Source organism: Pantoea sp. X-Soil-TKNS-1280 (assembly GCF_059730475.1).
The window spans coordinates 3,575,765-3,600,065 of sequence record NZ_AP035962.1; the positions used below are offsets into that span (position 1 = coordinate 3,575,765).

The window sequence follows — 24,301 nt, forward strand, 5'->3', positions numbered from 1 at the left end:
CCGCCTGACATCTCAATGGTATCCTTCGTCGGCTTTGACTTTTCCACGGAATACGTAGTAACTCCAGAAGGTGTACATCAGAATCACCGGGATAATCAGCAGCCCCCCCACCAGCATAAATGCCTGGCTGATAGCGGGCGACGCCGCCTGCCAGATAGTGATGGAAGGCGGAATGATATACGGCCACACGCTGATCCCCAGGCCAGAGAAACCGAGGAAAATCAACGCCAGCGTCAGCAGGAATGGGCTGTAGTGGGCTTCGCGTTTAATGCCGCGCACAATCCCCCACGCACACACCAGCACCAGCACCGGAACCGGCAGGAACCAGAACAGGTTGGGACGGGTGAACCAGCGCTGGGCAATGGCCTCATGGCTGAACGGTGTCCACAGGCTGATCAGGCCGACAATCACCAGCAACGCGATCACCAGCGGCGTTGCCAGCGCGGACATCTTACGATGCAACTCATGCTCGGTTTTCATAATCAGCCAGGTGCAGCCGAGCAGTGCATAAGCCACCAGCAGGCCGATACCACAAAACAGCGGGAACGGTGCCAGCCAGTCCATATAGCACCCGGCGAAAGTACGGCCATGGACCGGAAAACCATTAATGATGGCTCCCACCGAAACGCCCTGACTGAAGGTTGCCAGCACCGAGCCCCAGATAAAGGCTTTGTCCCAGAATGGGCGGTGTGATTCCGTCGCTTTGAAACGGAACTCAAAGGCGACACCACGGAAAATCAGCCCCACCAGCATTGCCGTCAGCGGAATGGTCAGGGCATCGACAATCACCGAGTAAGCCAGTGGAAAGGCACCGTACATCCCGGCCCCCCCCAGCACCAGCCAGGTTTCGTTGCCGTCCCACACCGGGGCGACGGTGTTAACCATCATGTCGCGTTCGACCGGGTTTTTGTTGAAGGGAAACAGCAGGCCGATACCGAGATCAAAACCGTCCATCACGATGTACATCAGGATGGCGAACACGATGATCGCGAACCAGATAATAGAAAAATCGATCATTTGTGGCTTCCCTCCTGATGGGTAGCGGCGGACAGCGGACGCGCAGGCGTATTGCTTTGACCCGGACCTCCCGGCGTCACATCGTGACCTTCGCCCACCTGCGGTCCCTGTTTAATCAAACGCATCATGTAGCCATACCCCACACCGAACACCGAGCAGTACACCACAATGAACGCCAGCAGGCTGATGCTCATATGCAGATCACCATGGGCGGAGACCGCATCAATGGTGCGCTGAACGCCATAGACCACCCACGGCTGACGGCCAATTTCCGTGGTAAACCAGCCCGCCAGAATCGCCAGCAGACCCGATGGCCCCATCAGCAGCGCGAACCACAGGAACGGTCGCGACTGATATAAACGCCCTTTGAAACGCAGCCACAGGCTGACCACACCGAGGGTGATCATCAGCAGTCCCAGCGCCACCATCACGCGGAACGACCAGAAAATCACGGTGGAATCCGGGCGATCTTCTTTCGGGAACGATTTCAGTGCCGGAACCTGCTTGTCGAGGCTGTGGGTCAGAATCAGGCTACCGAGGTAAGGGATCTCCAGTGCGTATTTGGTGCGTTCCTGCTCCATATCCGGAATACCGAACAGAATCAACGGCGTGGCTTCCCCGGGTGGGTTTTCCCAATGACCTTCAATCGCTGCAATTTTCGCAGGCTGATGTTCGAGGGTATTCAGGCCGTGCGCGTCACCAATCATCGCCTGAATCGGCGACACGATCAGCGCCATCCACAGCGCCATCGAGAACATCTTACGGATGGCCGGATTGTCATTGCCTTTCAGCAGATGCCAGGCCGCAGAAGAACCGACAAAGAAGGCGCTGGCGAGGAAGGCCCCGGTTGACATATGCAGCAAACGGTACGGGAACGACGGGTTAAAGATGATTTTCAGCCAGTCCTGCGGCACCACCACGCCGTTCTGAATAATGTACCCCTGCGGGGTATGCATCCAGCTGTTGGAAGCCAGAATCCAGAACGTCGAGATAATCGTTCCGAGCGCCACCATGCAGGTGGCAAAGAAGTGCAGGCCCGGCCCGACGCGGTTCCAGCCAAACAGCATGACACCGAGGAAGCCAGCTTCGAGGAAGAAGGCGGTTAAGACTTCATAGGTCAACAGCGGGCCGGTGATACTGCCGGCAAACTGTGAAAAACCACTCCAGTTAGTCCCGAACTGGTAGGCCATCACCAGGCCAGAGACCACGCCCATGCCGAAGTTCACGGCAAAAACTTTGGACCAGAAATGATAGAGATCGCGATAGGTTTCATTATGGGTTTTCAGCCACATACCTTCGAGCACGGCCAGGAAGCTGGCGAGACCGATGGTGATGGCTGGAAAGATGATATGAAAGGAGACAGTAAATGCGAACTGTATCCTTGCCAGGTGAAAGGCATCTAATCCAAACATTGCTTACCTCTTTGCCAAATAGAACACCAGTTTTTACTTATAATTAACAATTGAACGGCAACGAATTTATTTTCCTGCGAGTCGAAGAAAGAGAGCGTGACTGTAAAAGGAAGTGGTGTTTTTAAAAATAAACAGTGAGGATCAACAAAACTATAACAGTGTCTTTTGCAAAAATTTAACTGCCACTAATTCATTTAAAATCAATAGAGTGGATTTAACTTATTATTTATTACGTCCGAAAAATAGCTTAATTTCTCAGCCTGATTAGCCTGCTGTAAATTATAGCCAGCCACTTCAAAATATCCAATTCGTTAACGCAACAATAATAAATCAGAAACAAATGTCGGGTTTTATAGTGCTTACCGCTAACCAAATGGGCGCAGAAAAATCCTTAACCCTTTGCGTCATGCCATTTGTCACCTGCTCCTGACTGTGCTTTGTTAGAGCGGCAATACCATCTGGTTAATCAGCGAAGGAGAGGTTATGACACGTCTTACCGCACAGGATTTTCCGCAGGAACTGCTTGAGCTTTATGACTATTACGCCCATGGTAAAATCAGCAAACGCGAGTTCATCACACTGGCGGCAAAGTTCACCATCGCCGGGATGACCGGTGCCACGTTGTTAAGTGCCATGAGTCCGAACTATGCCCTGGCGCAGCAGGTGGAATTCACCGATCCCGCTATCAACCCGGAGTATATTCACTACCCATCGCCGCAGGGACACGGTGAGGTACGCGGTTATTTAGTACGCCCGGCGAAAGCCAGCGGCAAAGTCCCTGCCGTGGTGGTGGTGCATGAGAATCGTGGGCTGAATCCGTATATCGAAGACGTGGCCCGCCGCGTGGCAAAAGCCGGTTATATCGCGCTGGCACCGGATGGGCTGAGTTCGGTCGGTGGCTATCCGGGTAATGATGAAGAAGGCCGCACCATGCAAGCAAAGATTGACCCGGTCAAACTGATGAACGACTTTTTCGCCGCCGTGGATTTCCTGATGCATCACGAGGCGGGCACCGGCAAAGTCGGCATTACCGGTTTCTGTTATGGCGGCGGTGTCGCCAATGCGGCGGCGGTGGCTTTTCCCGAGCTGGCCTGTGCGGTGCCGTTTTATGGCCGTCAGCCGAAGGCAGAAGACGTGCCGCGTATTCAGGCACCGCTGTTGCTGCATTATGCGGCGCTGGATAAAGGCATCAATGAAGGCTGGCCAGCATATGAAGCGGCACTGAAAGCCAACCATAAAGTTTACGAGGCGTATATTTATCCCGGCGTGAATCACGGCTTCCATAATGATTCGACACCGCGTTACGACAAAGCGGCGGCAGAGCTGGCGTGGAGCCGTACCTTAGGATGGTTTGAGAAATATTTGCACTAAGATCCTGGTGCGCATAAATGCGCACCCTGCGTTTTTCGGCATTTATGCCGACCGGGTTACGCAGATTCGCGCACTTCCAGAATGCGATGCAGGTTACTCTCAAGCCAGTCCGCAAGGCCGATAACCTGCCCTTCGACTTCACGTCCCAGCGGGGTGAGATGGTATTCCACATGCGGCGGCACCACGTCATAGGCGATGCGCGCGACAAAACCATCTTCTTCCATATAGCGCAGCGTCTGCGCCAGCATGCGTTCGCTGACGCCACCGATTCTGCGACGCAGCTCGCTGAAGCGCAGCGTTTCCTCGCGCAGGGCCAGCAGCACCAGCACGCTCCAGCGGCTGGTAATACGTTTCAGCACTTCGCGCGAGGGGCAATTGACGTTCAGCAACTCGCCACGGCTAAATTTATCACTCAGGTTTTCAGACATTTAGGTTTTTTCCGCCACACTAACAATTCTGTAAGTACTTACTAAAAGTTAGTTTATACGCCAGGATGATGACATACCAGTTCAAACTGAAGGAGAACATCATGATTGCGATTACAGGTGCAACCGGCCAATTGGGTCGTCTGGTCATCAACGAATTACTGAAAAAAGTCCCGGCAGGCGAAGTGATTGCGGCGGTGCGTTCACCGGAAAAAGCCGCAGACCTGGCCGCGCTGGGCGTGACGCTGCGCACCGCTGATTACAGCCAGCCGGAAACGCTGAAAAGCGCCTTTGCGGGGGTGGATAAACTGCTGCTGATTTCCTCCAGCGAAGTCGGACAGCGTGAAGCACAGCATAAAGCGGTAATTGAAGCCGCCAAAGCGGCGGGCGTTGGTTTTATCGCTTATACCAGCCTGCTGCATGCCGACACCTCCCCCCTCGGCCTTGGTGTGGAGCACCGCGCCACCGAAGCACAGCTGAAGGCTTCCGGTATTCCGTTTGCGCTGCTGCGCAACGGCTGGTACACCGAAAACTATGCAGCGAGCATCCCACCCGCGCTGGCACATCATGTGTTTATCGGTGCGGTCGGCGAAGGTCGTATCTCATCTGCTGCGCGTGCCGATTATGCGGCGGCCGCTGCCGAAGTGATCAGCCGTGACGACCAGGCGGGCAAAATCTATGAACTGGCCGGCGACGAGAGCTACTCACTGGCAGAATTCGCCGCTGAGATTGCGCAGCAGTCTGGTGAGAAAGTGGATTATATCAATCTGCCGCAGGCGGAATTCGCTGCGGCGCTGAAAGGTGCGGGGTTGCCGGATGGTCTGGCGGAGATGCTGGCGGACTCCGATGCCGGAGCTGAACAGGGCGGCCTGTTTGATAACAGCAAAACGCTGAGCAAGCTGATTGGCCGCGCGACAACACCTTACGCCGATGTCATTAAAGCTGCGCTGGCGAAATAAGCGCACAATCCGTAGCGACGCAATATGCTGAAAAACCTGCGAGATAAATCGCGTCGCTACAGCTTACCTTCCAGCCATTGTAGTGCCTGGCGGGCACGGCCCGACAATGGCCACTCGGCACGGTGGATCAGCCAGATGGTATCCACCAGCGACACGCCACAGCTTTCCACCTGGATCGCTTCCGGCTGCGCAAACGCCAGCCGCGCCGATTGCGGGATCACCGCAAATCCCAGGCCACGCGCGACCGGTTCGAGGATCAAACTGATCTGATTACTGAACCCACGTTGCGGCAAATTACGCACCCCCGGATTCCCCGGAAAACGACGGCTTAGCAAACGCGTCGCCATCGCCTGACCATCCGGATGATCGATATAACCCAGCGTCTCCAGATCCGCCCAGCCGTGCACCTTCACGCCCGCTGGCACCACCAGTTCAAGCGGTTCTTCGGCAAACTTCTCCGCCACCAGCCGTTTATCGTCCGGCTTCTGCGTAACCAGCCCCATCTCGTAGCGGTTATGCAGCACCGCATCCATCACCTCGCTATCCGGGGCAAAGCGATGTCGGATACTGAGATCCGGGTACTGCTGTTGTAACGCCAGCAGCAGTGGATAGAGGCGCAGGCCGATGCTGCCCGGTGAAATCAGGCTCACTTCACCACAGGTCACATCCTCTTCGCTCAGCCGTAGCGTCAGATGGCGCTGGGCGCGATCCACCTCCTGGCAATAATCCAGCAGCGCCAGCCCGGCGGGCGTCAGCTCCAGCGGACGTTTGCTGCGTAGGATTAGCGGCCCCAGCTGCTGCTCCAGATGCCGGATATGCTGGCTGACGGCTGCCTGGGTGATCCCCAGACGATCGGCGCTTTCCGTGAAGCTGCCCTGCTCCGCCAGCATGGCGAAGGATTTTAACCATTGTGGATTGAACATAATGAAATTTTATAAAAACCATAACTGAATCACTGTTTTCATTATACCTGTTGCGCAGTAGCCTGTAGATCTTTTCGACACATGGAGAATGCAGATGACTGCGCCTTATCCTCGTACCTTTTCTCATATCGGCCTGTCCGTGACCGATCTCGACGCGGCCGTGAAGTTCTACACCGAAGTGATGGGCTGGTATCTGATTATGCCGCCCACTGAAATCCAGGAAGATGACTCCGCTATCGGCGTGATGTGCAGCGACGTATTTGGTGGCGGCTGGGAGAAATTCCGCATTGCCCATCTCTCCACCGGCGACCGTGTCGGCGTGGAAATCTTTGAATTCAAAGCAGCCGAAAAACCGGAAAACAACTTTGAATACTGGAAAACCGGCGTGTTTCACTTCTGCGTGCAGGACCCGGATGTTGAAGGTCTGGCAGAAAAAATCGTCGCGGCTGGCGGTAAACAACGTATGCCGGTGCGCGAATATTTCCCCGGTGAGAAGCCTTATCGCATGGTTTATATGGAAGATCCATTCGGCAATATCATTGAGATCTACAGCCACAGCTATGAACTGACCTACTCTGCGGGTGCCTATGTTTAACGTGCCGAACGACTGGCGTGGCTGGGTCTGGCAGGGCGGCAAATCGCCGCACGATCTCCAGGATCGTTATCTGACTGCGGATCCTTTGCAGTCCGGCGAGGTGCTGGTGCAGAACGCGGCGATCGGCCTGAATCCGGTGGACTGGAAAGTGCTCGATAGCCAAATCGGCAAAGTACCGGGTGTGGATGGCGCAGGCACCGTGGTAGCCATTGGAGCGGATGTTGATCAACGCTGGCTCGGCACCCGTGTGGCTTATCATCAGAGCCTGCAACGTCCCGGCAGCTTTGCCGAATTTACCCCCATTGCCGCCCAGGTGCTGATGCGCCTGCCGGATACTATTGATTTTGCTACGGCAGCGGCCTTCCCCTGCCCGGCATTAACCGCCTGGCAGGCCATCGAAAAAGTTCCCACCCAGCCGGGCGCGTCATTGCTGATTGCCGGTGCCGGGGGATCGGTCGGTCACTTTCTGGTGCAGCTGGCACAGGCGCGTGGTTTTACGGTGACGACACTCAGCAGCGAGCGCCATTTTTCCCGCCTGCAAGCACTCGGTGCGAAGTACACCTTAAGCGATCCGCTGCACAATGCCTCGCGCTTCTATGCAGTGATTGATGCCGTCAGCCCGGAACACGCGACCAGCCTGGCCGGTAACTTGCTGGCAAATGGCCATCTGGTGTGCATTCAGGGCCGGGTAGAACAGTGGCCCTGCACACCGTTTGGTCGTGCATTATCGCTACATGAAGTGGCGCTCGGCGCACTGCATCTTCATGGTGACGCACAGCAATGGCACGCACTGACCCAGCAAGGTGAACGCATGCTGGCGCAAATCGCGCAGGGCACCTTACACAGCGAACTGCTGCTGCATTTTCCTTACGATCAGCTGCCCACGCAGTTACAGGCGTTGCAGCATCGTAACTTCAGCGGCAAACAAATTATATTGCTTTAACCATATTAAGGGGTTGTTATGTCAGGGTTATTTTCACCGTTCACACTGAAAGATGTGACGCTGCGTAACCGTATCGCTATTCCGCCAATGTGCCAGTACAGCGCGGTCGATGGCCTGAGCAACGAATGGCACTACGTGCACTACAGCAGCCAGGCACGCGGCGGCGCGGGGCTGGTGATTGTGGAAGCTACCGGAGTGTCGCCGGAAGGTCGTATCACCCCGGGTTGTCTGGGTTTGTGGAACGATGCACAGGCCGAAAAACTGGCCCGCATCGCGCGGGAAATCAAAGCGGCCGGTGCCGTACCGGGTATCCAGATTGGTCATGCCGGACGTAAAGCCAGCGCCAATAAGCCGTGGGAAGGCGACGATCATATCAGCGAGAACGATGCACGCGGCTGGGACACCCTTTCCCCCTCCGCCATCGCCTTCGGCAATAACCTGCCGCGCGTGCCCAAAGCCATGACGCTGGACGATATCAAACGCGTGCGTGATGACTTTGTCAGTGCCGCGAAACGCGCCCGTGACGCCGGTTTCGAGTGGCTGGAACTGCACTTTGCGCACGGCTATCTGGCGCAGAGTTTCTTCTCGGTCCACGCCAACCAGCGTACCGATGAATACGGCGGCGATGCATTTGGTCGCAGCCGTTTCCTGCGCGAAACCTTTGATGCGGTGCGTGCCGTGTGGCCGGAAAACCTGCCGCTGACCGCGCGCTTTGGCGTGCTGGAATTTGATGGTCGCGACGAAGAGACGATGCAGGAAGCGATCACCCTGACAAAATACTGGCGCGCCAACGGCATGGACCTGCTGAGCGTCAGCATGGGCTTTTCCACCCCGGACGCCAATATTCCGTGGGGTAGCCCGTTTATGGCCCCGATCGCCGAGCGCGTGCGGCGTGAAGCCGATATCCCGGTGGCCTCAGCCTGGGGCATCGACACGCCGCAGGTGGCGAACGCCACCATTGAACAAGGCCAGCTGGACCTGGTGATGATCGGTCGGGCACACCTGAAAAATCCGCACTGGCCTTATCATGCCGCGCTGGCGCTGGGTAAAAACCAGCCTTCATGGGTGCTGCCTGCCCCGTACGCCCACTGGCTGGAACGCTATCGGGTCAGTGAAGACTAAGCGAGTGCGCCCCCGTCGGGGCGCATTTTTTCGCGTTGCGTTTGCCATCAAATGATCAATATTTTCCGCTTTTTTTTGCCATCACCTGGCGATTTTCTTATTTACAGATAATTCTGTCCGATTATTTATAGCTTCATTTCAGATACCGTTTTCATTTCCTGAAATATAGCGCCTTGTAATCCCTAAAAAATCACCAAAATAACCGATCCATCGACATGATTTATTACGTTCATAGATATTTCGCATTGTTGCCCTAAGGGATGAGGGATATATAATTTGTACTTTAAGCAACCGGGACTTTTCAGGAGGCTGCTATTAATACTAACCACCAGCAAAATAATGTTTTCGAAGAGCGTCGTGGCGATGCGGAACTGGAGTATCAACAGGATCCTCATGAGTTAATCCTTGAGGGCATGCAGGATTCTGAGCCGGAGCCGGAGCTGATTGAAGGTCTGCCCGCCCCGGATGCGCTCACGCCCGCCGATCGATACATGGAGCTTTTTGAGCACGTGCAAATGTCGCGGATATTTGCCGATAGCAAAACGTTCCCGGATTGTGCACCAAAATATGATCCGCTGGATATTTTAATCCGCTATCGCCGCCGCAAACGTTCGGCTGAGTTTGATCTCGGCAAATTTGTGCATGACCATTTTTATCTGCCGCAGAGCAATGAAAGTTTTTATGTTTCTAATCCGGATAAAACCCTGACAGAACATATTGATGAGCTGTGGCCGGTGCTGACTAAAATGCCGCAGCAACATATGCCGCATTCCTCCCTGCTGCCGCTACCGAAACCTTATGTGGTGCCAGGCGGGCGTTTCGGGGAGACCTACTACTGGGACTCCTACTTCACCATGCTGGGCCTGGCGGAGAGTGGTCGTGACGATCTGCTGCGCGATATGGCAGACAACTTTGCCTGGCTGATTGATAACTACGGCCATGTGCCGAATGGTAACCGGACCTATTATCTCAGCCGTTCGCAGCCGCCGGTGTTTGCGCTGATGGTGGAACTGTTTGAAGAGGATGGCATTCGCGGCGCGAAACGCTATCTGGACCATCTGATGAAAGAGTACCAGTTCTGGATGGACGGTGCCGGTTCGCTGATGCCTGACCAGGCCTACCGCCATGTGGTGCGTATGCCCGATGGTTCGTTGCTGAATCGCTACTGGGATGACCGCGACACACCGCGTGATGAATCCTGGATTGAAGACGTGGAAACCGCCAGCAAATCGCGCCGCCCGGCGAATGAGGTGTATCGCGATCTGCGTGCCGGTGCCGCTTCCGGCTGGGATTACTCGTCACGCTGGTTGCGCGATCCGCATCGTCTGGCAAGCATTCGCACCACGCAATTCATTCCGGTTGACCTGAATGCGTTTCTCTACAAGCTGGAGCTGATGATTTCCACCCTGTCGTACGCTAAAGGTGAGGAACTGACGGCGCTGGCATGGCAGAAAAAAGCCGATGTGCGCAAACGCGCCATTCATCGCTACCTGTGGGATAAAACCGCCGGGGTGTATCGCGATTACGACTGGCGACGCCAGCGTTTTGGTGCCTTTACCGCCGCCGCGGTGGTGCCGCTGTTCCTGGGGCTCGCCACGCCAGAACAGGCGCATTTGCAGGCGGTGGCGTTGCGCCAGCTGTTGCTGACGCAGGGTGGCCTGGTCACCTCAATGGTGGAAAGCGGCGAGCAGTGGGACAAGCCCAACGGCTGGGCACCGCTGCAATGGATGGCCATTGTCGGGCTGAATCACTACGGTGAAGAGACGCTGGCAACGGAGATTGCGGTTAACTGGCTGACCACGGTGAAAAACTTCTATTCGCTGCATCATAAGCTGGTGGAGAAGTATGACATCAGCGGCGAGCGTGCCCGTCCGGGTGGCGGGGGTGAGTATCCGTTGCAGGATGGTTTTGGCTGGACCAACGGTGTAACGCGTCGGTTAATGGCAATGTACGGGCATTTGCTGGCGGATTGATATCCAGAAACGCGCGGTAAACCGCACCGCTACACGATGTGTGCAGAATCCCGTAGCGGCGCGATTTATTGCGCGGGTGTTTAGTTACGTTGTAAAAACGCCAGCAGGTCGGCGTTCAGTTGATCCTGGTGTGTCACCGCGAAACCGTGCGGGCCATTCTCATACACTTTCAGCTCTGATCCCGGAATCATCTCGTGTACCAGTTTACCGGTGGCTTCGAACGGTACGATCTGGTCGTTGCTGCCGTGAATCACCAGCGTCGGCACATCCACTTTAGCGATATCCGCCCGGAAATCGGTCTCAGAAAACGCCGTCACACAATCCAGCGTACCTTTCAGTGAAGCCAGCAGCGCGATATTCAGCGTCTGAGTCATCACACCCTCTGATACCGTCTGTCCGGCATTGGTACCATAGAAAGGCACCGCGAAGTCTTTGATAAACTGCGCACGGTCCTGACGTAATCCCGCTTTAATGCCATCAAATACCGCGGTCTCCACCCCTTCCGGATGATCGCTGGTTTTACCAAAAATCGGTGTCACTGCCCCCAGCAGCACCAGCCCTTTCACCTTCGCCGTGCCGTAACGGCCAATGTAGCGTGACACATCGCCGCCGCCCATCGAGAAGCCCACCAGGGTGACATCGTCCAGTTGCAGGTGTTCAATCAGGCCATGAATATCATCCGCGAAGGTGTCGTAGTCATAACCTTCCCACGGTTGTTCTGAGCGACCAAAACCACGGCGGTCAAATGCAATAACCCGGTAGCCACGTTCTGCGAGGAAATTCATCTGGCTATCCCACATGTCAGCATCCAGCGGCCAGCCGTGGCTGAACAGTACCGGTTGGCCTTTGCCCCAGTCTTTGTAATACAGGTTTACGCCGTCTTTAGTCTTGAAAGTGCTCATAATTTTTCTCCGTCAGGTGAGTAATGTTGTGTCTCGCTAATCAAACTACCCGTGGTCTACGGAAAAACCTAAAGCAGAGTTTTTGACGACTTGTTCAAACTTTTTTGCGTTCTGCACCTGTCAAAAAAGCCTGGACAAGTTGGCCGATTTTTTCCGCTATCAACCATCAGCCAGGCTTCGTAATGTGCAGTCATCGCAACCTTATCGGAGATTGACCATGAGCCAACCGCCTGTAACCGCACGCAGCAGTGCCTTTTCCCCCTTCGCCTACGGGCTATTTGCCCTGATCTGGACCGCTTCAGTCTTAGGCAACACCGGCAGCTTTATCCGCGATGTCGCCAGCGCCTGGCTGGTCACCGGATTGTCTGATAACCCGGCCGCCGTGGCATTGATGCAAACCGCCGCCACCCTGCCGGTGTTCCTGCTGGCGCTGCCTGCGGGCGTGCTGTCCGATATCGTTGACCGTCGCCGTTTACTGATTGCCGTGCAGATCCTGATGGCCAGCGTCAGCGGTACCTTGCTGGTGCTGTCGCATAACAACTGGCTGACCACCGAATGGTTGATCGGCCTGACCTTTGTCGGCGGCGTCGGTGCCGCACTGTTTGGCCCGGCGTGGCAGGCGATTGTGCCGGAGCTGGTGCCGCGCCATGAACTGAAAAACGCCGTGGCGCTGAATTCACTCGGCATCAATATCGCGCGTGCTATCGGCCCTGCCACCGGTGGCCTGTTGCTGGCCAGTTTCGGCGCGATGGCAGCTTACGGCGCAGATGTCGCCAGTTACTTCTTCGTGGTTGCCGCGCTGCTGTACTGGAAGCGTCCGGCCAAAGCCAAAACTGAGTTGAATGAACACTTCTTCGGTGCCTTCCGTGCCGGGCTGCGCTATGTCCGCGCCAGCCGCGATTTGCACCGTGTGTTGCTGCGCGCCGCGTGTTACTTCGCCTTCGCCAGTGCCATCTGGGCGCTGCTGCCGCTGGTGGCGCGTAATATGCTGCACGGTACTGCCGGGTTTTACGGCCTGCTGCTGGGTGCGGTCGGTGCCGGTGCGATTGCCGGTGCGCTGCTGTTGCCCCGTTTTCGTCTGCATATGGGCAACGATGGCCTGCTGCTGCTCTCGGCGCTGCTCAGTGCGGTGGTGATGCTGGCGCTGGCATTCAGCCCGCCGCAATGGCTGGCGTTGCTGCTGATGGTGTTGCTGGGTGTTGGCTGGATTATCGCCCTGACCACCCTGAACGGCGTGGCGCAGGCGGTGCTGCCGGATTGGGTGCGTGGACGGGGTCTGGCGGTGTATCTGATGGTATTCAACGGCACGCTGGCGGGTGGCAGCCTGGTCTGGGGGTTAGTTGCCCAGCATATCGGGCTGGCGAATACCCTGCTGCTGGCGGGTGTGACCTTACTGATCACCGCCCTGCTGCTGAAACGCCTGGTGTTGCCTGCCGGGGAGGCCGATCTGCAACCCGCACAGCGCTGGGCCGAACCGGTGGTGAGCGATGAGGTGGATGTGCGTCGTGGTCCGGTGATGATTCAGGTGCGTTATCAGGTGCCGCAGTCCGATCGTGCAGACTTCAAACGGGCGATGCGCAAACTGGCCGCCGCACGTCGCCGTGACGGGGCCTATGCCTGGGGATTGATGGAACAGAGCGACGATCCCACCGCGTTGCTGGAATGGTTCCTGGTGGAATCGTGGCAGGAACACCTGCGCCAGCATCAGCGCGTCTCCCACGCCGATGTGGAGCTGCAACAGGCGGTGCTGCAATATCATCAGGGTGACGAACCGCCGCAGGTCAGCCACCACATTTCGATTTAAGTTGAGACAGGCAGATAGATATCATGCAGACCTGGCAGCGTGAGCAAGCGCTCACGCCACCAGGTTGCCGCATTACCATTCGCACTTTCATTCCATGCCAGATACGCCATATCGCGACGACATTCGCTATCCAGCTGACGTTCCACCAACGCGCCACTGCGCAAATGCGGCTCTGCCAGATAGCGAGGCAGATAACCGCAGCCCAGTCCGGCAAGCTGCGCCTGCAATTTGGACGGGAAATCATGCACACTCAACGTCTTCTGCTCATCCAGCACGCGTAAATCAATACCCGCACTGTGGCGTGAAGAATCATGCACCGTCACTGCCCGATACTGGCGAATTTGTTCGCGCAGCAGCGGCTCAGGGGCCACAGCCAGCGGATGTTCTGGCGCGACGGCAAACACATACTCCAGCCAGCCGAGCGGCTGACAGCCAATCTCTTTGCGCGTCGCCGGTTCCTGTACCGCGCCAAACACGATGTCTGCCTCGCCGTAATGCAGGGCTTCCCAGCAACCAGCCAGCACATCATGGCGGAACTGGAGCTGGGTATGCGAATGCTGCTGATAGAATTCATCAATCAGCGGGGTCAGCAGGCTAAACGGCACTGAGGCATCGACACTTACCACCAGCTGGCTCTCCCAGCCGCTTTCCACGTAGCGCGCCTGCTGCTCCAGCTCGTTCACCGCACGTAATAACGTGCGGCCTTTTTCCAGCATCAGACGGCCGGTCGGCGTAAAAGTCGCGCGATGGCCGGAACGATCCAGCAGCGTGATTTTCAGATCGCTTTCCATTTTCTGCACGGTATAACTCAGCGCTGACGCGGTTTTAAACAGCCTTGCCGCCGCTGCGGCGAAGGTGCCGTGACGATCGAGCGCATCCAGAATCAGCAGCGCTTCGAGGTTCAAACGCATTCCTTACCCCCTCCCCAAAATTTGTTGAACAACAACCCAAAAACAATCCGTTATCAATAAACGCTCTCATTTCGTATTTTTTTCCTCAACGACGCAAGCACTTTCACCCGCGAGACGCACCGAGGAACAGACCATGAAATATTCACAACAGGCTCATCATGTCACGCTGGTGATCACCCACAGCATCCAGCCAGAGAAGCAGGCCGACTACGAAAAGTGGCTCGAAACTATCATGCCGCAGGCCGCCAGCTTTCCTGGACACCTTGGGGTAAACGTGCTGCGCCCGGTACACGGCGATAACGCCTACACCGTGCTGATTCGCTTTATTGGCATGGATGAGTTGTATGCCTGGCTGAAATCCCCGGCCCGTCAGGAACTGGTGAAAGAGCTGCCTGCCATCCTCGCCCAGCCGGAACATATTGAAGTTCGCCCTGGCGCCGCGTTCTGGTTTACTCCGACGCAAAAAGGCCAGGTCAAACCCGCCAAATGGAAACAATACTTACTCACGCTGGGGGTGATTTTTCCCTCAGCCAACCTCGTCCCCTGGTTCTGGAATACGGTGTTGCCTGTCAGCCACGGCACGCTGTGGGGGAATTTTCTCGACAATGCCAGCGTCGTGGCGTTAGTGGTTTTCCTGTGGATGCCACTGCTGACTCGCGTGTTGAAACAATGGCTGATTGGCAGCAAAGCATAATCTGACAGGAGAAGACACATGACCACTGCTTCACTGATTTTGACCAACGGCAAATTCCATACTGTTGACCGCGCCAATCCACTGGCAACCGCCGTCGCGATTAAAGATGGCAAGTTCCTCGCCGTGGGGAGCGAAGCGGAAGTGATGCGCTTTGCCGGAAGCCACACGCAAATTATCGATGCCAAAGGCCACACCGGCATTCCCGGCCTCAACGATTCACACCTGCACCTGATTCGTGGCGGCCTGAACTACAATCTGGAACTGCGCTGGGAAGGCGTGCCGTCGCTGGCAGATGCGCTGCGTATGCTGCGCGAGCAGGCCCTGCGTACGCCATCACCGCAGTGGGTACGCGTGGTCGGCGGCTGGACTGAATTCCAGTTTGCCGAACGTCGCATGCCAACGCTGGACGAAATCAACGCTGCCGCGCCGGACACGCCAGTATTTATCCTGCATCTGTATGACCGTGCCCTGCTCAACCGTGCTGCGCTAAAAGTGGTGGGTTACACCAAAGACACGCCGAACCCGCCGGGTGGTGAGATCCAGCGCGACAGCAACGGCAACCCGACCGGGATGCTGATCGCCCGTCCCAACGCCATGCTGCTTTATGCCACGCTGGCAAAAGGTCCGAAGCTGCCACTGGAACAACAGGTGAATTCCACCCGTCAGTTTATGCGCGAGCTGAATCGCCTTGGCCTGACCAGCGCGATTGATGCTGGCGGCGGTTTCCAGAACTATCCCGATGATTACGATGTGATTTCTGAGCTGCATGCCAAAAAGCAGCTGACAGTACGCATCGCCTATAACCTGTTTACTCAGCGTCCCGGCCATGAGCTGGAAGATTTTGAAAAGTGGACCGATATGCTGAAGCCGGGCCAGGGCACTAACTTTCTGCGTCACAACGGCGCAGGGGAAATGCTGGTGTTCTCTGCGGCGGATTTTGAGGACTTCCTCGAACCGCGCCCGGACCTGGCCCCCGGTATGGAAGACGAACTGGAGCGCGTGGTGCGCCACCTGGTAGAGCACCGCTGGCCGTTCCGCCTGCACGCCACCTATAACGAATCCATCAGCCGAATGCTGGATGTGTTCGAGAAAGTAAACCGCGATATTCCGTTTAACGGCCTGCACTGGTTCTTCGATCACGCAGAAACCATCACCGAAGCCAATATCGAACGGGTTAAGGCACTGGGCGGTGGTATCGCGGTGCAGCACCGCATGGCGTTCCAGGGCGAATATTTTGTTGATCGCTACGGCAAACAAGCTGCGAAACAAACACCACCGGTCGCACGCATGCTGGATGCTGAGGTGCCGGTAGGTCTGGGTACTGATGCCACTCGCGTCGCCAGCTATAACCCATGGACGGCGCTGTACTGGCTGGTTTCCGGCCGCACCGTTGGCGGTATGCAGTTGTATGATGATAACGCCCGTATCGACCGCGAAACCGCGCTGATGCTGTGGACCAAAGGCAGCGCCTGGTTCTCCAGCGAGCAGAGCGCCAAAGGTGAGATCAAGGTCGGACAACTGGCGGATTTGGTGCTGCTATCGAAAGATTTCTTCAGCGTGCCGGAAGAAGAGGTCAAAGGGATTGAATCGGTACTGACCCTGGTTGATGGTGATGTAGTGTACGCTGCGGGCAGCTTTACCCCGCTGGCACCGCCACCGGTGCCAGTGTTGCCGGAGTGGTCACCGGTGGTGACAGTGCCGGGTCATTATCGCAGCGCACCGCCGCAGGTAGCGGGACGTGCCGCAATGATGCCGAAGGTGCATCAGTGCAGCGGCCCATGCGGTGTGCACAGCCATGCCCATGATGTTGCTCGCCAGTCGTCGGTGCCAGTCTCCGATAACAATGCCTTCTGGGGCGCGCTGGGCTGTTCCTGCTTCGCGTTTTGAGGGTGACCAAACGCCAGGCCGCCCTGAATGGCGACCTGGCTGCACTGATTTTATCGCACAACGGGTAGAAACAACCCGGCGGCCAGCGGGAACATCAGCCCTGAATCAAAACACCGGGCTATGTTGCTGGATTAACCTGGCGATAGCTGCGCCGTTTTCTCCATTGAACTGAAGCGTATCCAGAAGAAATAACGCCGCAGCAGGCCGATCGACTTGCGAAAGGACAACATTTACCCCATCTTCAGGCACGTTGTTCGGGCAGTAATGATGCGCATCAAGCAGAAATTGCTGTGCAAATTCGAGCAGCCAACCTCGAATGGCCTCATCGGTGCTGCAATGGGTCGCTGAAAACAGGTTGGTAAATGTTTTCGCCAGTACTATCGCCGCCACAGCCTGCTCCTGATCGGCAGAGAGGCCGTACTGTTCCAGAGCCAGACTGCTACGCGCCAGTTCGGTCAGTGCCTGTCTTTTTTCACTGTCAGTGAAGCCTGTGAGGAGACTTTTTAACAGATAAACATCATCAGCCGCTTCGAGATTTAATCTCTCGTGATTGGCTTTGGTCAGCAGATTGATCATCTGGTTACCCAAACGTGATGCCCCTTCCCTTTGCTCGCCAGTAAAATATTCCGGAACAGCCACCAGGCCAAGAATAACCCCGATCAGCCTTCTGCCATTACCCTTCCACAGTGCTTCAAGGGTAGGGAAATTTTCCAGTGCTGCGTTGAAATTCTCAACGGCGTGAGGGATATGCGTTATGCTATTATCCGCGCGGTTGCGGGATAACAACAGGTAATGCTGAGGCATCACCTGCTCAGCAATTAATTTTTCAAACCCATCAATCGGTATAAAAATTGCCTGCTCAGATTCAGCAGAATAGAAAATCACGCCATCCGCTCTGGACTTATTGAACTGACGGGCATAATCCATAAATTCTTTTATCGGAGATTGCGCATTCATCACTTGGCGTAACTCCGGTAATTGGTTAACCAAAAATTGATAGTCCACCAGGCGCTGCACATCGATGTTACGGAGTACCGTGGTGATATTCGCTTTGTCACTCTCTCTTAACAGCGCATGGCTGTGATATCTGATGAGCGCCTGCTCCAGAAAATCCTTTATTTTATTTGAGTGAGCAGACATTTTTATCATATAAGACAACATGGATTGCCGTAATGAACCCGAGTGGAGCAGCGCCTGATTGAGTTCAGGACGGTCAGAAAAAAACTGCACCACCTGCTCTTTCGCATCACGCTGTAGCTCAAAATTAATTATCGTGTTCAGGGAAGATAAAAGAATAGCGGGGTATCTGGGATGATTATCATCGCAGAGATAATCAAATATCTTTGGCCAGTCAGAAACATGCTTCTGACTTAACAGGATACTGCCCGGTATATAAAAACCAAATCCTGCATCTCTGAAATCAACCGGCTGGGATAAAAGCAAACCATCAATTTTTGCATTGGTAAAACGGACGTTGTCTCTGCAACGGAGATTTCTCATCTCCAGATTTCTGGCATTGATGTCATTAAACTTAACATTTCTTAATTCGAATGGTTTCCTTTCTTCTCCTATGAACGCGACATCTGTCATGTGAGTGCCGGTAAAGTCGGTATCTATCAGTGCTTTATTTTTAGCGCCAGAAAACACCAGATCTTTCAGGGTACTATTTTTTATTACCGCATAAGACAGACGATGGCAGGGAATAAGCGATCGTTCCTCGTTACAGCGACCATCAAGCGTAACATTATCCCAGACCACACCTTTCATGTCCGGAAGCTGGAATGTTTCCTGCAATGGTTGTTTACTCGCAGCGAAGGTGCAATTTCTGAATAAAATCGGCTTTTCAAAACGAGGCTCCGTGAATCGCGCATCCAAAAACACGATGTTTTCATAAAAGTTTTTCTCTGTGTCACAACCCGAAAATACTTTATCGTGACAAACCTCTCTGGCATGCACGCCTTTTTCATTAACCCGGTTATTTGAAAACATGCTTGTATTGGTGTTCGTGATATTAACCGCCGATGCAGGCGTCACATTTTCTGCTTGCCCGGACTCTTGAGCGACGGGAAAAGAACCAATAGCAAACTCCGACATATTATTTCTCCATTACTTTTCGCGATTTTATTTAGCATAAGGATTCCCCTGTCGGTGCCAGAATGACATCTTATCCACTAAATAAGATAATGACAGGCAGAGGGAATGAGATGAAAAACACGCGTTACTAAATCATAATGATGTCATGAGTGATATATAAAAAAGATGATAATCCGGATCAATCATCCCCGGGTTTCTGAGTGAAATATGAAATCAGCCATTTTGTCAGGCAATAAATCACGCCATTACGGGACTAAACCAAATCCCTGCTTACCATTCTTTTTGATGCTGTACATAGCTTCATCGGCGCGCGTCAACGCAGCAGTGAAATCATCATGCTCCTGCACCTGGGCAATACCGATTGAGGCGCCAATCTGCGCCATACCGTTATCCAGTTCAAATGGTGCGAGTGCCGCATCCAGTACCGCCTGCGCCATGATACGCACTTTGGGATAGTCGATCAGAAACGGCATCAGCAACACAAACTCATCACCGCCAATACGACCAATCACCACGTTCGGCGGCACGGCGTCGCGCATACGCTGGCTAAGCTGAATCAATACTTCATCGCCACTGCGGTGTCCCAGGGTGTCATTGACGTGTTTGAAGTTATCCAGGTCGATATAGGCCACACACAGCGGCCCCTGCTTTTTTATCTGGCTAAAGTGGGTTAACAACGCGTGGCGATTGGTGAGACCGGTGAGCGGATCGTGATTGGCCAGTGTCGAAAGCTGCGCCTCATAATTCTTCTCTTTGGTCATATCGATATGGGTGCCCGTTACCTTCATCGGATTACCCTGCTCATCCCATTCGGTGACGCGCCCACGATCCAGTACCCAGGTAATTTTGCCGCTTTTGGCGATCATGCGATGCAGGGCTTCATAATAAGGCGCGCGACCTTCGATATGATCGTAAAACGCCTTCAGCACCTCATCGGCATCCTCGGGATGCAGGTGTTCACGCCAGACTTCAAACTTCGCGCTCAGCTCTTTCGGCTGGAAACCCAGCATCGCTCCCCAGCGCCGGTTAAAAATAACCAGTTTGCCGCTGGGAATATCCAGCTGCCACAAACACAGCCCGGTGCCATCAAGCGCAGCACTGAGCTTATTGCGGGCATCATGCGCGATACGCTTTAGTCGCGAATTATGCTTTTTCAGGTTTTGAATCTGCTGGAGCAGCGCTTCATCGGACATGATTTATGGAGGGAGAGAAATAAGGTTTATTGTGCCTGCCAGGAATATTCTGTAAATGATCCAGGTAAAAAGCCGATTAGCAGCGGTAAATTGCCGGAAAATGAGAGGTTAACCCTTAATAGCTGACTAATCGCAGTTAACCACGCTGTTTTTAACATTTTATGGTAGTGGATCAGACATTTCTAAGTTCTGATTAGGATTGAATTCTCGCCAACATGGGTTCAGGTGTGCGCACACTCTCCCTCGCGCAGGATAAATGCGGTTCTGTGACGACGATCATGGGTTGATCGCTGCAGGGTGCTGTCATCATGAATACTAGAATGGTAGTTTATCAGTTCTCACAGACACGATGACGGTGGATGACATTATGCAGCTGACAATGCGTTGGTTTGGTCCGAAAGAAGATAAGGTTTCGCTGGAATATATTCGCCAGGTTCCGGGTGTCCGGGGTATCGTCGGCGCGCTGTACGATGTGCCAGTGGGTGAAACCTGGCCGAAGGATAAGATTAAAGCGCTGGTGGATCAGGCACAGGCTGCCGGGCTGACAGTGGAAGTGATCGAAAGCGTCAATATTCATGACGACATCAAGATCGGACTGCCAAGCCGCGATGGCTATATCGAGAATTATAAGCAGAGCATCCGCAACCTGGCCGAAGTCGGCGTAAAGGTGATTTGCTATAACTTCATGCCGGTATTCGACTGGATGAAGACCGAGATGAACTACGTGCTGCCAGACGGCTCCATCACCATGGCGTTCGAGAAAAAAGGTATCGATAAAAGCCTCGATGAAGTGGTGCAGGAGGTGCTGGGCAGCGCTAACGGTTTTGCTCTGCCGGGTTGGGAACCTGAGCGTCTGGCGAAAGTGCAGGATCTGTTTGCCCAGTACGAAGGGGTGGATGATGCGAAGCTGCGTGAAAACCTGGCGTATTTCCTCAAAGCAGTGATCCCGGTATGTGAAGAAGTTGGCGTGAAGATGGCGATCCACCCGGATGATCCGCCGTACTCCATTTTCGGCCTGCCGCGCGTGGTGAAAAATCGTGACGATCTCGACTGGATCTGTAACGTGGTCGATTCGCCAGCTAACTGCATTACCCTGTGCACCGGGTCGATTGCCGAAGATCCGCAGAATGATGTGTATGCGATTCTGGCCGAATTCTCACGCCGCCAACGTATCCCATTCGCCCATGTGCGCAATATCAAAATCATTCAGGACAAAGATTTCTACGAGTGTGCCCATCCCACCGAGTACGGATCGCTGGATATGTACCAGGTAATGAAGTCGATGTACGACAACGGTTTTGACGGCTATATCCGTTCCGATCATGGCCGCTTTATCTGGGGCGAAACCGGCCGTCCGGGCTATGGACTCTATGACCGCGCGCTCGGCACCACCTATCTGCTGGGCCTGTGGGAAGCACTGAGTAAACGTTAAGCTTTTCTCCCCCGACATGCGCGATAAATCGCGCCGCTACAGATTCTGCACCTGGTTGTAGCGGCGAGATTTATCGCGCGGTTTTATCTTTCCCCCCAATGCCCCATCCGCAAACCTAATGATTTATCTGGCATTACTTATGCCTTTTCCTTGATTGCCAACCTCGTGCAGAGGATGAAAAATCCGCTCAGAACGCCCGCCAACCACAATAAAAACCGGCGGTGCGCAAAGTCGTCTCATCCATCTTATTCGGGGAAATTGCATGAAATCATTGGCCGTACCCTTTTTGACGCTGAGCCTGCTCAGCTCAGCCGTCAGCGCCGCACAGGCACCGCTTCCCGCGCCACTGGCACATCATCAGGGACCGATTCGGGTGGCGGTAATTCGCAATCTCGGTTCGGACGATAACACCACCCAGTTTGTCGCCGGAGCCATTCAGCAGGGCAAACAACTGGGCTTTAAAGTCAGCACCTTTTTGAGCCAGGGTGACGATGCGCGTTTCCAGGATTTCGTGAACCAGGCCATCAGCCAGAAATATGACGGTATTATCCTGTCCCAGGGCCGCGCACCCTATTCCACCGATTTGGTTAAACGTATTCATGCCAGCGGCATCGCGCTGTCGGTGTTCGATACCGCGGTGGATAACGCCCCCGCAGGCGTCACGGTAACGCAGCAGGATGATGCTTCGCTGACTGAGCAATCGCTGCAACCGCTGATCAAAGACTTCAACGGCAAAGCCAATATCATCAAATTGTGGGTCGCGGGCTTCCCACCGATGGAACGCCGTCAGGCAGCCTGGGAGCAGATCCAGAAGGCCAACCCGGGAATTCATGAACTGGAGTCGGTGGGGGCCGTCTCTGCCGATGTGCAGGGCGATACCGCCAACAAAGTCGGCGCGCTGCTGGCGAAATACCCAAAGGGGAAAATCGACGCTATCTGGGGCACCTGGGATGCCTTTAGCCAGGGCGCGTATAAGGCGTTGCAGGAGAATGGACGCACCGAAATCAAACTCTACAGCATCGATATCTCCAACGGCGATTTGCAGCTGATGCGCGAAAAAAACAGCCCGTGGAAGGTCAGCGTGGCGGTCGATCCGAAGCTGATTGGAGCCGTTAATATGCGCCTGATTGCCCTGAAGCTGGCGGGAGAAACCACTCCGGCCAGCTATGACTTTAAAGCCGCCGCCATTCCACAGGCACTGGTAACCGGCCAGCCCGGAGCCGCCAACGTTGCCGCACTGCAAAAGGTGATTCCCGGCTGGGGTCAGAGCAGTGATTTTGTCGCGCCCTGGTTCGCCACCCTCGCCGCCAACGCGCAGTGAGGCCGAACATGACTTCGTCGCTCCCCACTCCGGAATACAGCCGCAATATGCGGCTGATTGGTCACAGCGATCAGGGCGGCCGCCCGGATGGCGTTCAGGTGATGGTGCATCGCGGCTTTGCCTATGTCGGCCATATGGTCTCACAAGGCTTTAGCGTGATTGACGTGCGCGATGCACGTCAGCCCAAAACCGTAAATTTTGTTGCCGCACCACCCGGTACCTGGAACGTGCATTTGCAGGCGCACGACGATTTGCTGCTGGTGATCAACGCCCGCGATCTGTTTGCCGATGCCCGCTTCGCCGATGAGAAAGTCTATTACACCCGTGCGGTGGGGCAGACCACGGCAGATATTCAGGAAAAAAGCTGGCAATCCGGGCTGCGGATTTTTGATATCTCTTCCCCGGCGCAACCGCGTGAAATCGCCTTTCTCGCGCTCGAGGGTATCGGGATTCACCGTATCTGGTATGTCGGCGGACGCTGGGCCTACGTCTCTGCGTTGATTGAGGGGTTCAGCGATTACATTTTGCTGACCATCGATTTAGCCGATCCACAACGTCCTGCGGTGGCCGGGCGCTGGTGGCTGCCCGGAATGCACACCGCCGGGGGCGAGACGCCAGACTGGCCGGAAGGCAAACGTTATGCCTTGCACCACGCCATTATCAGCGGGGATACCGCCTATGGCTGCTGGCGCGACGGCGGATTAACGTTGCTGGATGTCAGCGATCGTACGGCACCGCGGTTAATCAGCCATCGCAACTGGAGTCCGCCGTTTGGCGGTGGCACCCATACCGCATTGCCGCTACCAACACGCAATCTGCTGGTGGTGCTGGACGAAGCGGTGCTGGATAACCAGCAGGATGGCGAGAAGCTGATTTGGCTGTTTGATATTCGCGCACCCGCCAACCCGGTGAGCATCGCTACCTTTCCCCAGCCGGATGAGCGCGATTACGTGGCAAAGGGTGCCCATTTTGGCCCGCATAATCTGCATGAAAATCGACCCGGTAGCTTTGTCAGCGACACGCTGATTTTCGCCACTTATCAAAATGCTGGCGTACGCGCCTATGACATCTCCAATCCTTATCAGCCGAAAGAAACCGGTGCGCTGGTACCCGCCGCTCCGGCACGCATGATGGATACCCGACCCGATCGTCCGCAGGTGATTCAGAGTTGTGATGTGTTTGTCGATGCCGGAGGGATTATCTACAGCACCGATTACAACGGTGGACTGTCGATTATTGAGTATCTGGGGTAGAAAAAGGGGCATTGTGGCCCGTGTTTTCATGCGCGATAAATCACGCCGCTACGGGGCCTGTACGTTTGTA

The 24,301-nt window shown here is 55.0% G+C and carries 20 protein-coding genes; 12 read left to right on the top strand and 8 right to left on the bottom strand.

All coding sequences use genetic code 11. From position 1 onward, the window contains the following. Positions 1 to 12: 12 nt before the first annotated feature. Both cydB and AC6I8X_RS16530 read right to left on the bottom strand, forming a co-directional pair. The gene (gene cydB / locus AC6I8X_RS16525) at positions 13 to 1,017 is read right to left on the bottom strand and encodes a cytochrome d ubiquinol oxidase subunit II (RefSeq protein ID WP_497840132.1); all 1,005 of its coding nucleotides are present in this window, start codon (positions 1,015 to 1,017) and stop codon (positions 13 to 15) included. Then, entirely contained in the window at positions 1,014 to 2,429 is a 1,416-nt protein-coding gene (locus tag AC6I8X_RS16530) for a cytochrome ubiquinol oxidase subunit I (protein ID WP_313685621.1), read from the bottom strand. The genes cydB and AC6I8X_RS16530 overlap by 4 nt, the downstream gene beginning before the upstream one ends. A gap of 483 nt (positions 2,430 to 2,912) precedes the next feature. Here AC6I8X_RS16530 and yghX point away from each other — a divergent pair, with 483 nt between their 5' ends. Next, positions 2,913 to 3,800 (top strand): YghX family hydrolase, encoded by an 888-nt coding sequence (gene yghX, locus AC6I8X_RS16535; protein ID WP_313685622.1) that lies wholly within the window; start codon positions 2,913 to 2,915, stop codon positions 3,798 to 3,800. Positions 3,801 to 3,856: 56 nt separating this feature from the next. On the opposite strand, the gene AC6I8X_RS16540 is transcribed toward yghX, so the two are convergent. Next, complete coding sequence (locus tag AC6I8X_RS16540; RefSeq protein ID WP_084876640.1) at positions 3,857 to 4,228, bottom strand: winged helix-turn-helix transcriptional regulator; 372 nt, start codon at positions 4,226 to 4,228, stop codon at positions 3,857 to 3,859. Positions 4,229 to 4,329: 101 nt separating this feature from the next. Between AC6I8X_RS16540 and AC6I8X_RS16545 the strand changes: the two genes are divergently transcribed. Beyond that, on the top strand, positions 4,330 to 5,184 hold the full coding sequence (locus AC6I8X_RS16545) for an SDR family oxidoreductase (RefSeq protein WP_313685624.1): 855 nt from the start codon (positions 4,330 to 4,332) through the stop codon (positions 5,182 to 5,184). A gap of 56 nt (positions 5,185 to 5,240) precedes the next feature. Here the strand turns inward: AC6I8X_RS16545 and AC6I8X_RS16550 are convergent, their stop codons facing one another. Beyond that, positions 5,241 to 6,107 (bottom strand): LysR family transcriptional regulator, encoded by an 867-nt coding sequence (locus AC6I8X_RS16550; protein WP_497840133.1) that lies wholly within the window; start codon positions 6,105 to 6,107, stop codon positions 5,241 to 5,243. A 94-nt stretch (positions 6,108 to 6,201) separates the two neighbouring features. Here AC6I8X_RS16550 and AC6I8X_RS16555 point away from each other — a divergent pair, with 94 nt between their 5' ends. The 4 genes from AC6I8X_RS16555 (at position 6,202) to treF (ending at position 10,740) form a co-directional block, all read left to right on the top strand. Next, positions 6,202 to 6,702, top strand: a complete 501-nt coding sequence (locus tag AC6I8X_RS16555; protein ID WP_310616006.1) for a lactoylglutathione lyase family protein — start codon at positions 6,202 to 6,204, stop codon at positions 6,700 to 6,702. Beyond that, on the top strand, positions 6,695 to 7,645 hold the full coding sequence (locus tag AC6I8X_RS16560; protein ID WP_313685629.1) for a zinc-binding dehydrogenase: 951 nt from the start codon (positions 6,695 to 6,697) through the stop codon (positions 7,643 to 7,645). Before AC6I8X_RS16555 ends, AC6I8X_RS16560 begins: the two co-directional genes overlap by 8 nt. An 18-nt stretch (positions 7,646 to 7,663) precedes the next feature. Further along, positions 7,664 to 8,767 (top strand): NADH:flavin oxidoreductase/NADH oxidase, encoded by a 1,104-nt coding sequence (locus AC6I8X_RS16565; protein ID WP_313685631.1) that lies wholly within the window; start codon positions 7,664 to 7,666, stop codon positions 8,765 to 8,767. A gap of 314 nt (positions 8,768 to 9,081) precedes the next feature. Next, positions 9,082 to 10,740 (top strand): alpha,alpha-trehalase TreF, encoded by a 1,659-nt coding sequence (treF, locus tag AC6I8X_RS16570; RefSeq protein ID WP_497841049.1) that lies wholly within the window; start codon positions 9,082 to 9,084, stop codon positions 10,738 to 10,740. Positions 10,741 to 10,820: 80 nt separating this feature from the next. On the opposite strand, the gene AC6I8X_RS16575 is transcribed toward treF, so the two are convergent. Next, positions 10,821 to 11,642, bottom strand: coding sequence for an alpha/beta fold hydrolase (locus tag AC6I8X_RS16575; RefSeq protein ID WP_313685633.1), 822 nt, complete (start codon positions 11,640 to 11,642; stop codon positions 10,821 to 10,823). Positions 11,643 to 11,859: 217 nt separating this feature from the next. On the opposite strand from AC6I8X_RS16575, the gene AC6I8X_RS16580 reads away from it, so the two are divergent. After that, positions 11,860 to 13,446, top strand: coding sequence for an MFS transporter (locus AC6I8X_RS16580; protein WP_313685635.1), 1,587 nt, complete (start codon positions 11,860 to 11,862; stop codon positions 13,444 to 13,446). Here AC6I8X_RS16580 and AC6I8X_RS16585 read toward each other — a convergent pair. Then, entirely contained in the window at positions 13,443 to 14,357 is a 915-nt protein-coding gene (locus tag AC6I8X_RS16585; protein ID WP_497840134.1) for a LysR family transcriptional regulator, read from the bottom strand. The genes AC6I8X_RS16580 and AC6I8X_RS16585 overlap by 4 nt on opposite strands. Before the next feature lie 133 nt (positions 14,358 to 14,490). Here AC6I8X_RS16585 and AC6I8X_RS16590 point away from each other — a divergent pair, with 133 nt between their 5' ends. Further along, the gene (locus tag AC6I8X_RS16590) at positions 14,491 to 15,051 is read left to right on the top strand and encodes an antibiotic biosynthesis monooxygenase (protein WP_208716437.1); all 561 of its coding nucleotides are present in this window, start codon (positions 14,491 to 14,493) and stop codon (positions 15,049 to 15,051) included. An 18-nt stretch (positions 15,052 to 15,069) separates the two neighbouring features. Next, entirely contained in the window at positions 15,070 to 16,938 is a 1,869-nt protein-coding gene (locus tag AC6I8X_RS16595) for an amidohydrolase (RefSeq protein ID WP_497840135.1), read from the top strand. Between the two features lie 105 nt (positions 16,939 to 17,043). Here AC6I8X_RS16595 and AC6I8X_RS16600 read toward each other — a convergent pair whose 3' ends face one another. Continuing rightward, the gene (locus tag AC6I8X_RS16600; protein ID WP_497840136.1) at positions 17,044 to 19,032 is read right to left on the bottom strand and encodes a hypothetical protein; all 1,989 of its coding nucleotides are present in this window, start codon (positions 19,030 to 19,032) and stop codon (positions 17,044 to 17,046) included. Positions 19,033 to 19,277: 245 nt separating this feature from the next. Beyond that, positions 19,278 to 20,225 carry a sensor domain-containing diguanylate cyclase gene (locus AC6I8X_RS16605; RefSeq protein WP_299459762.1) on the bottom strand — a complete coding sequence of 316 codons (948 nt, stop codon included), beginning with the start codon at positions 20,223 to 20,225 and terminating at the stop codon, positions 19,278 to 19,280. Between the two features lie 367 nt (positions 20,226 to 20,592). On the opposite strand from AC6I8X_RS16605, the gene uxuA reads away from it, so the two are divergent. The 3 genes from uxuA to AC6I8X_RS16620 all read left to right on the top strand — a co-directional run bounded on the left by uxuA (position 20,593) and on the right by AC6I8X_RS16620 (position 24,231). After that, entirely contained in the window at positions 20,593 to 21,657 is a 1,065-nt protein-coding gene (uxuA, locus tag AC6I8X_RS16610) for a mannonate dehydratase (protein WP_497840137.1), read from the top strand. A gap of 262 nt (positions 21,658 to 21,919) precedes the next feature. Then, the gene (locus tag AC6I8X_RS16615) at positions 21,920 to 22,978 is read left to right on the top strand and encodes a sugar ABC transporter substrate-binding protein (RefSeq protein WP_313682066.1); all 1,059 of its coding nucleotides are present in this window, start codon (positions 21,920 to 21,922) and stop codon (positions 22,976 to 22,978) included. Between the two features lie 8 nt (positions 22,979 to 22,986). Next, positions 22,987 to 24,231, top strand: a complete 1,245-nt coding sequence (locus AC6I8X_RS16620; RefSeq protein WP_497840138.1) for an LVIVD repeat-containing protein — start codon at positions 22,987 to 22,989, stop codon at positions 24,229 to 24,231. Positions 24,232 to 24,301: the final 70 nt, after the last annotated feature.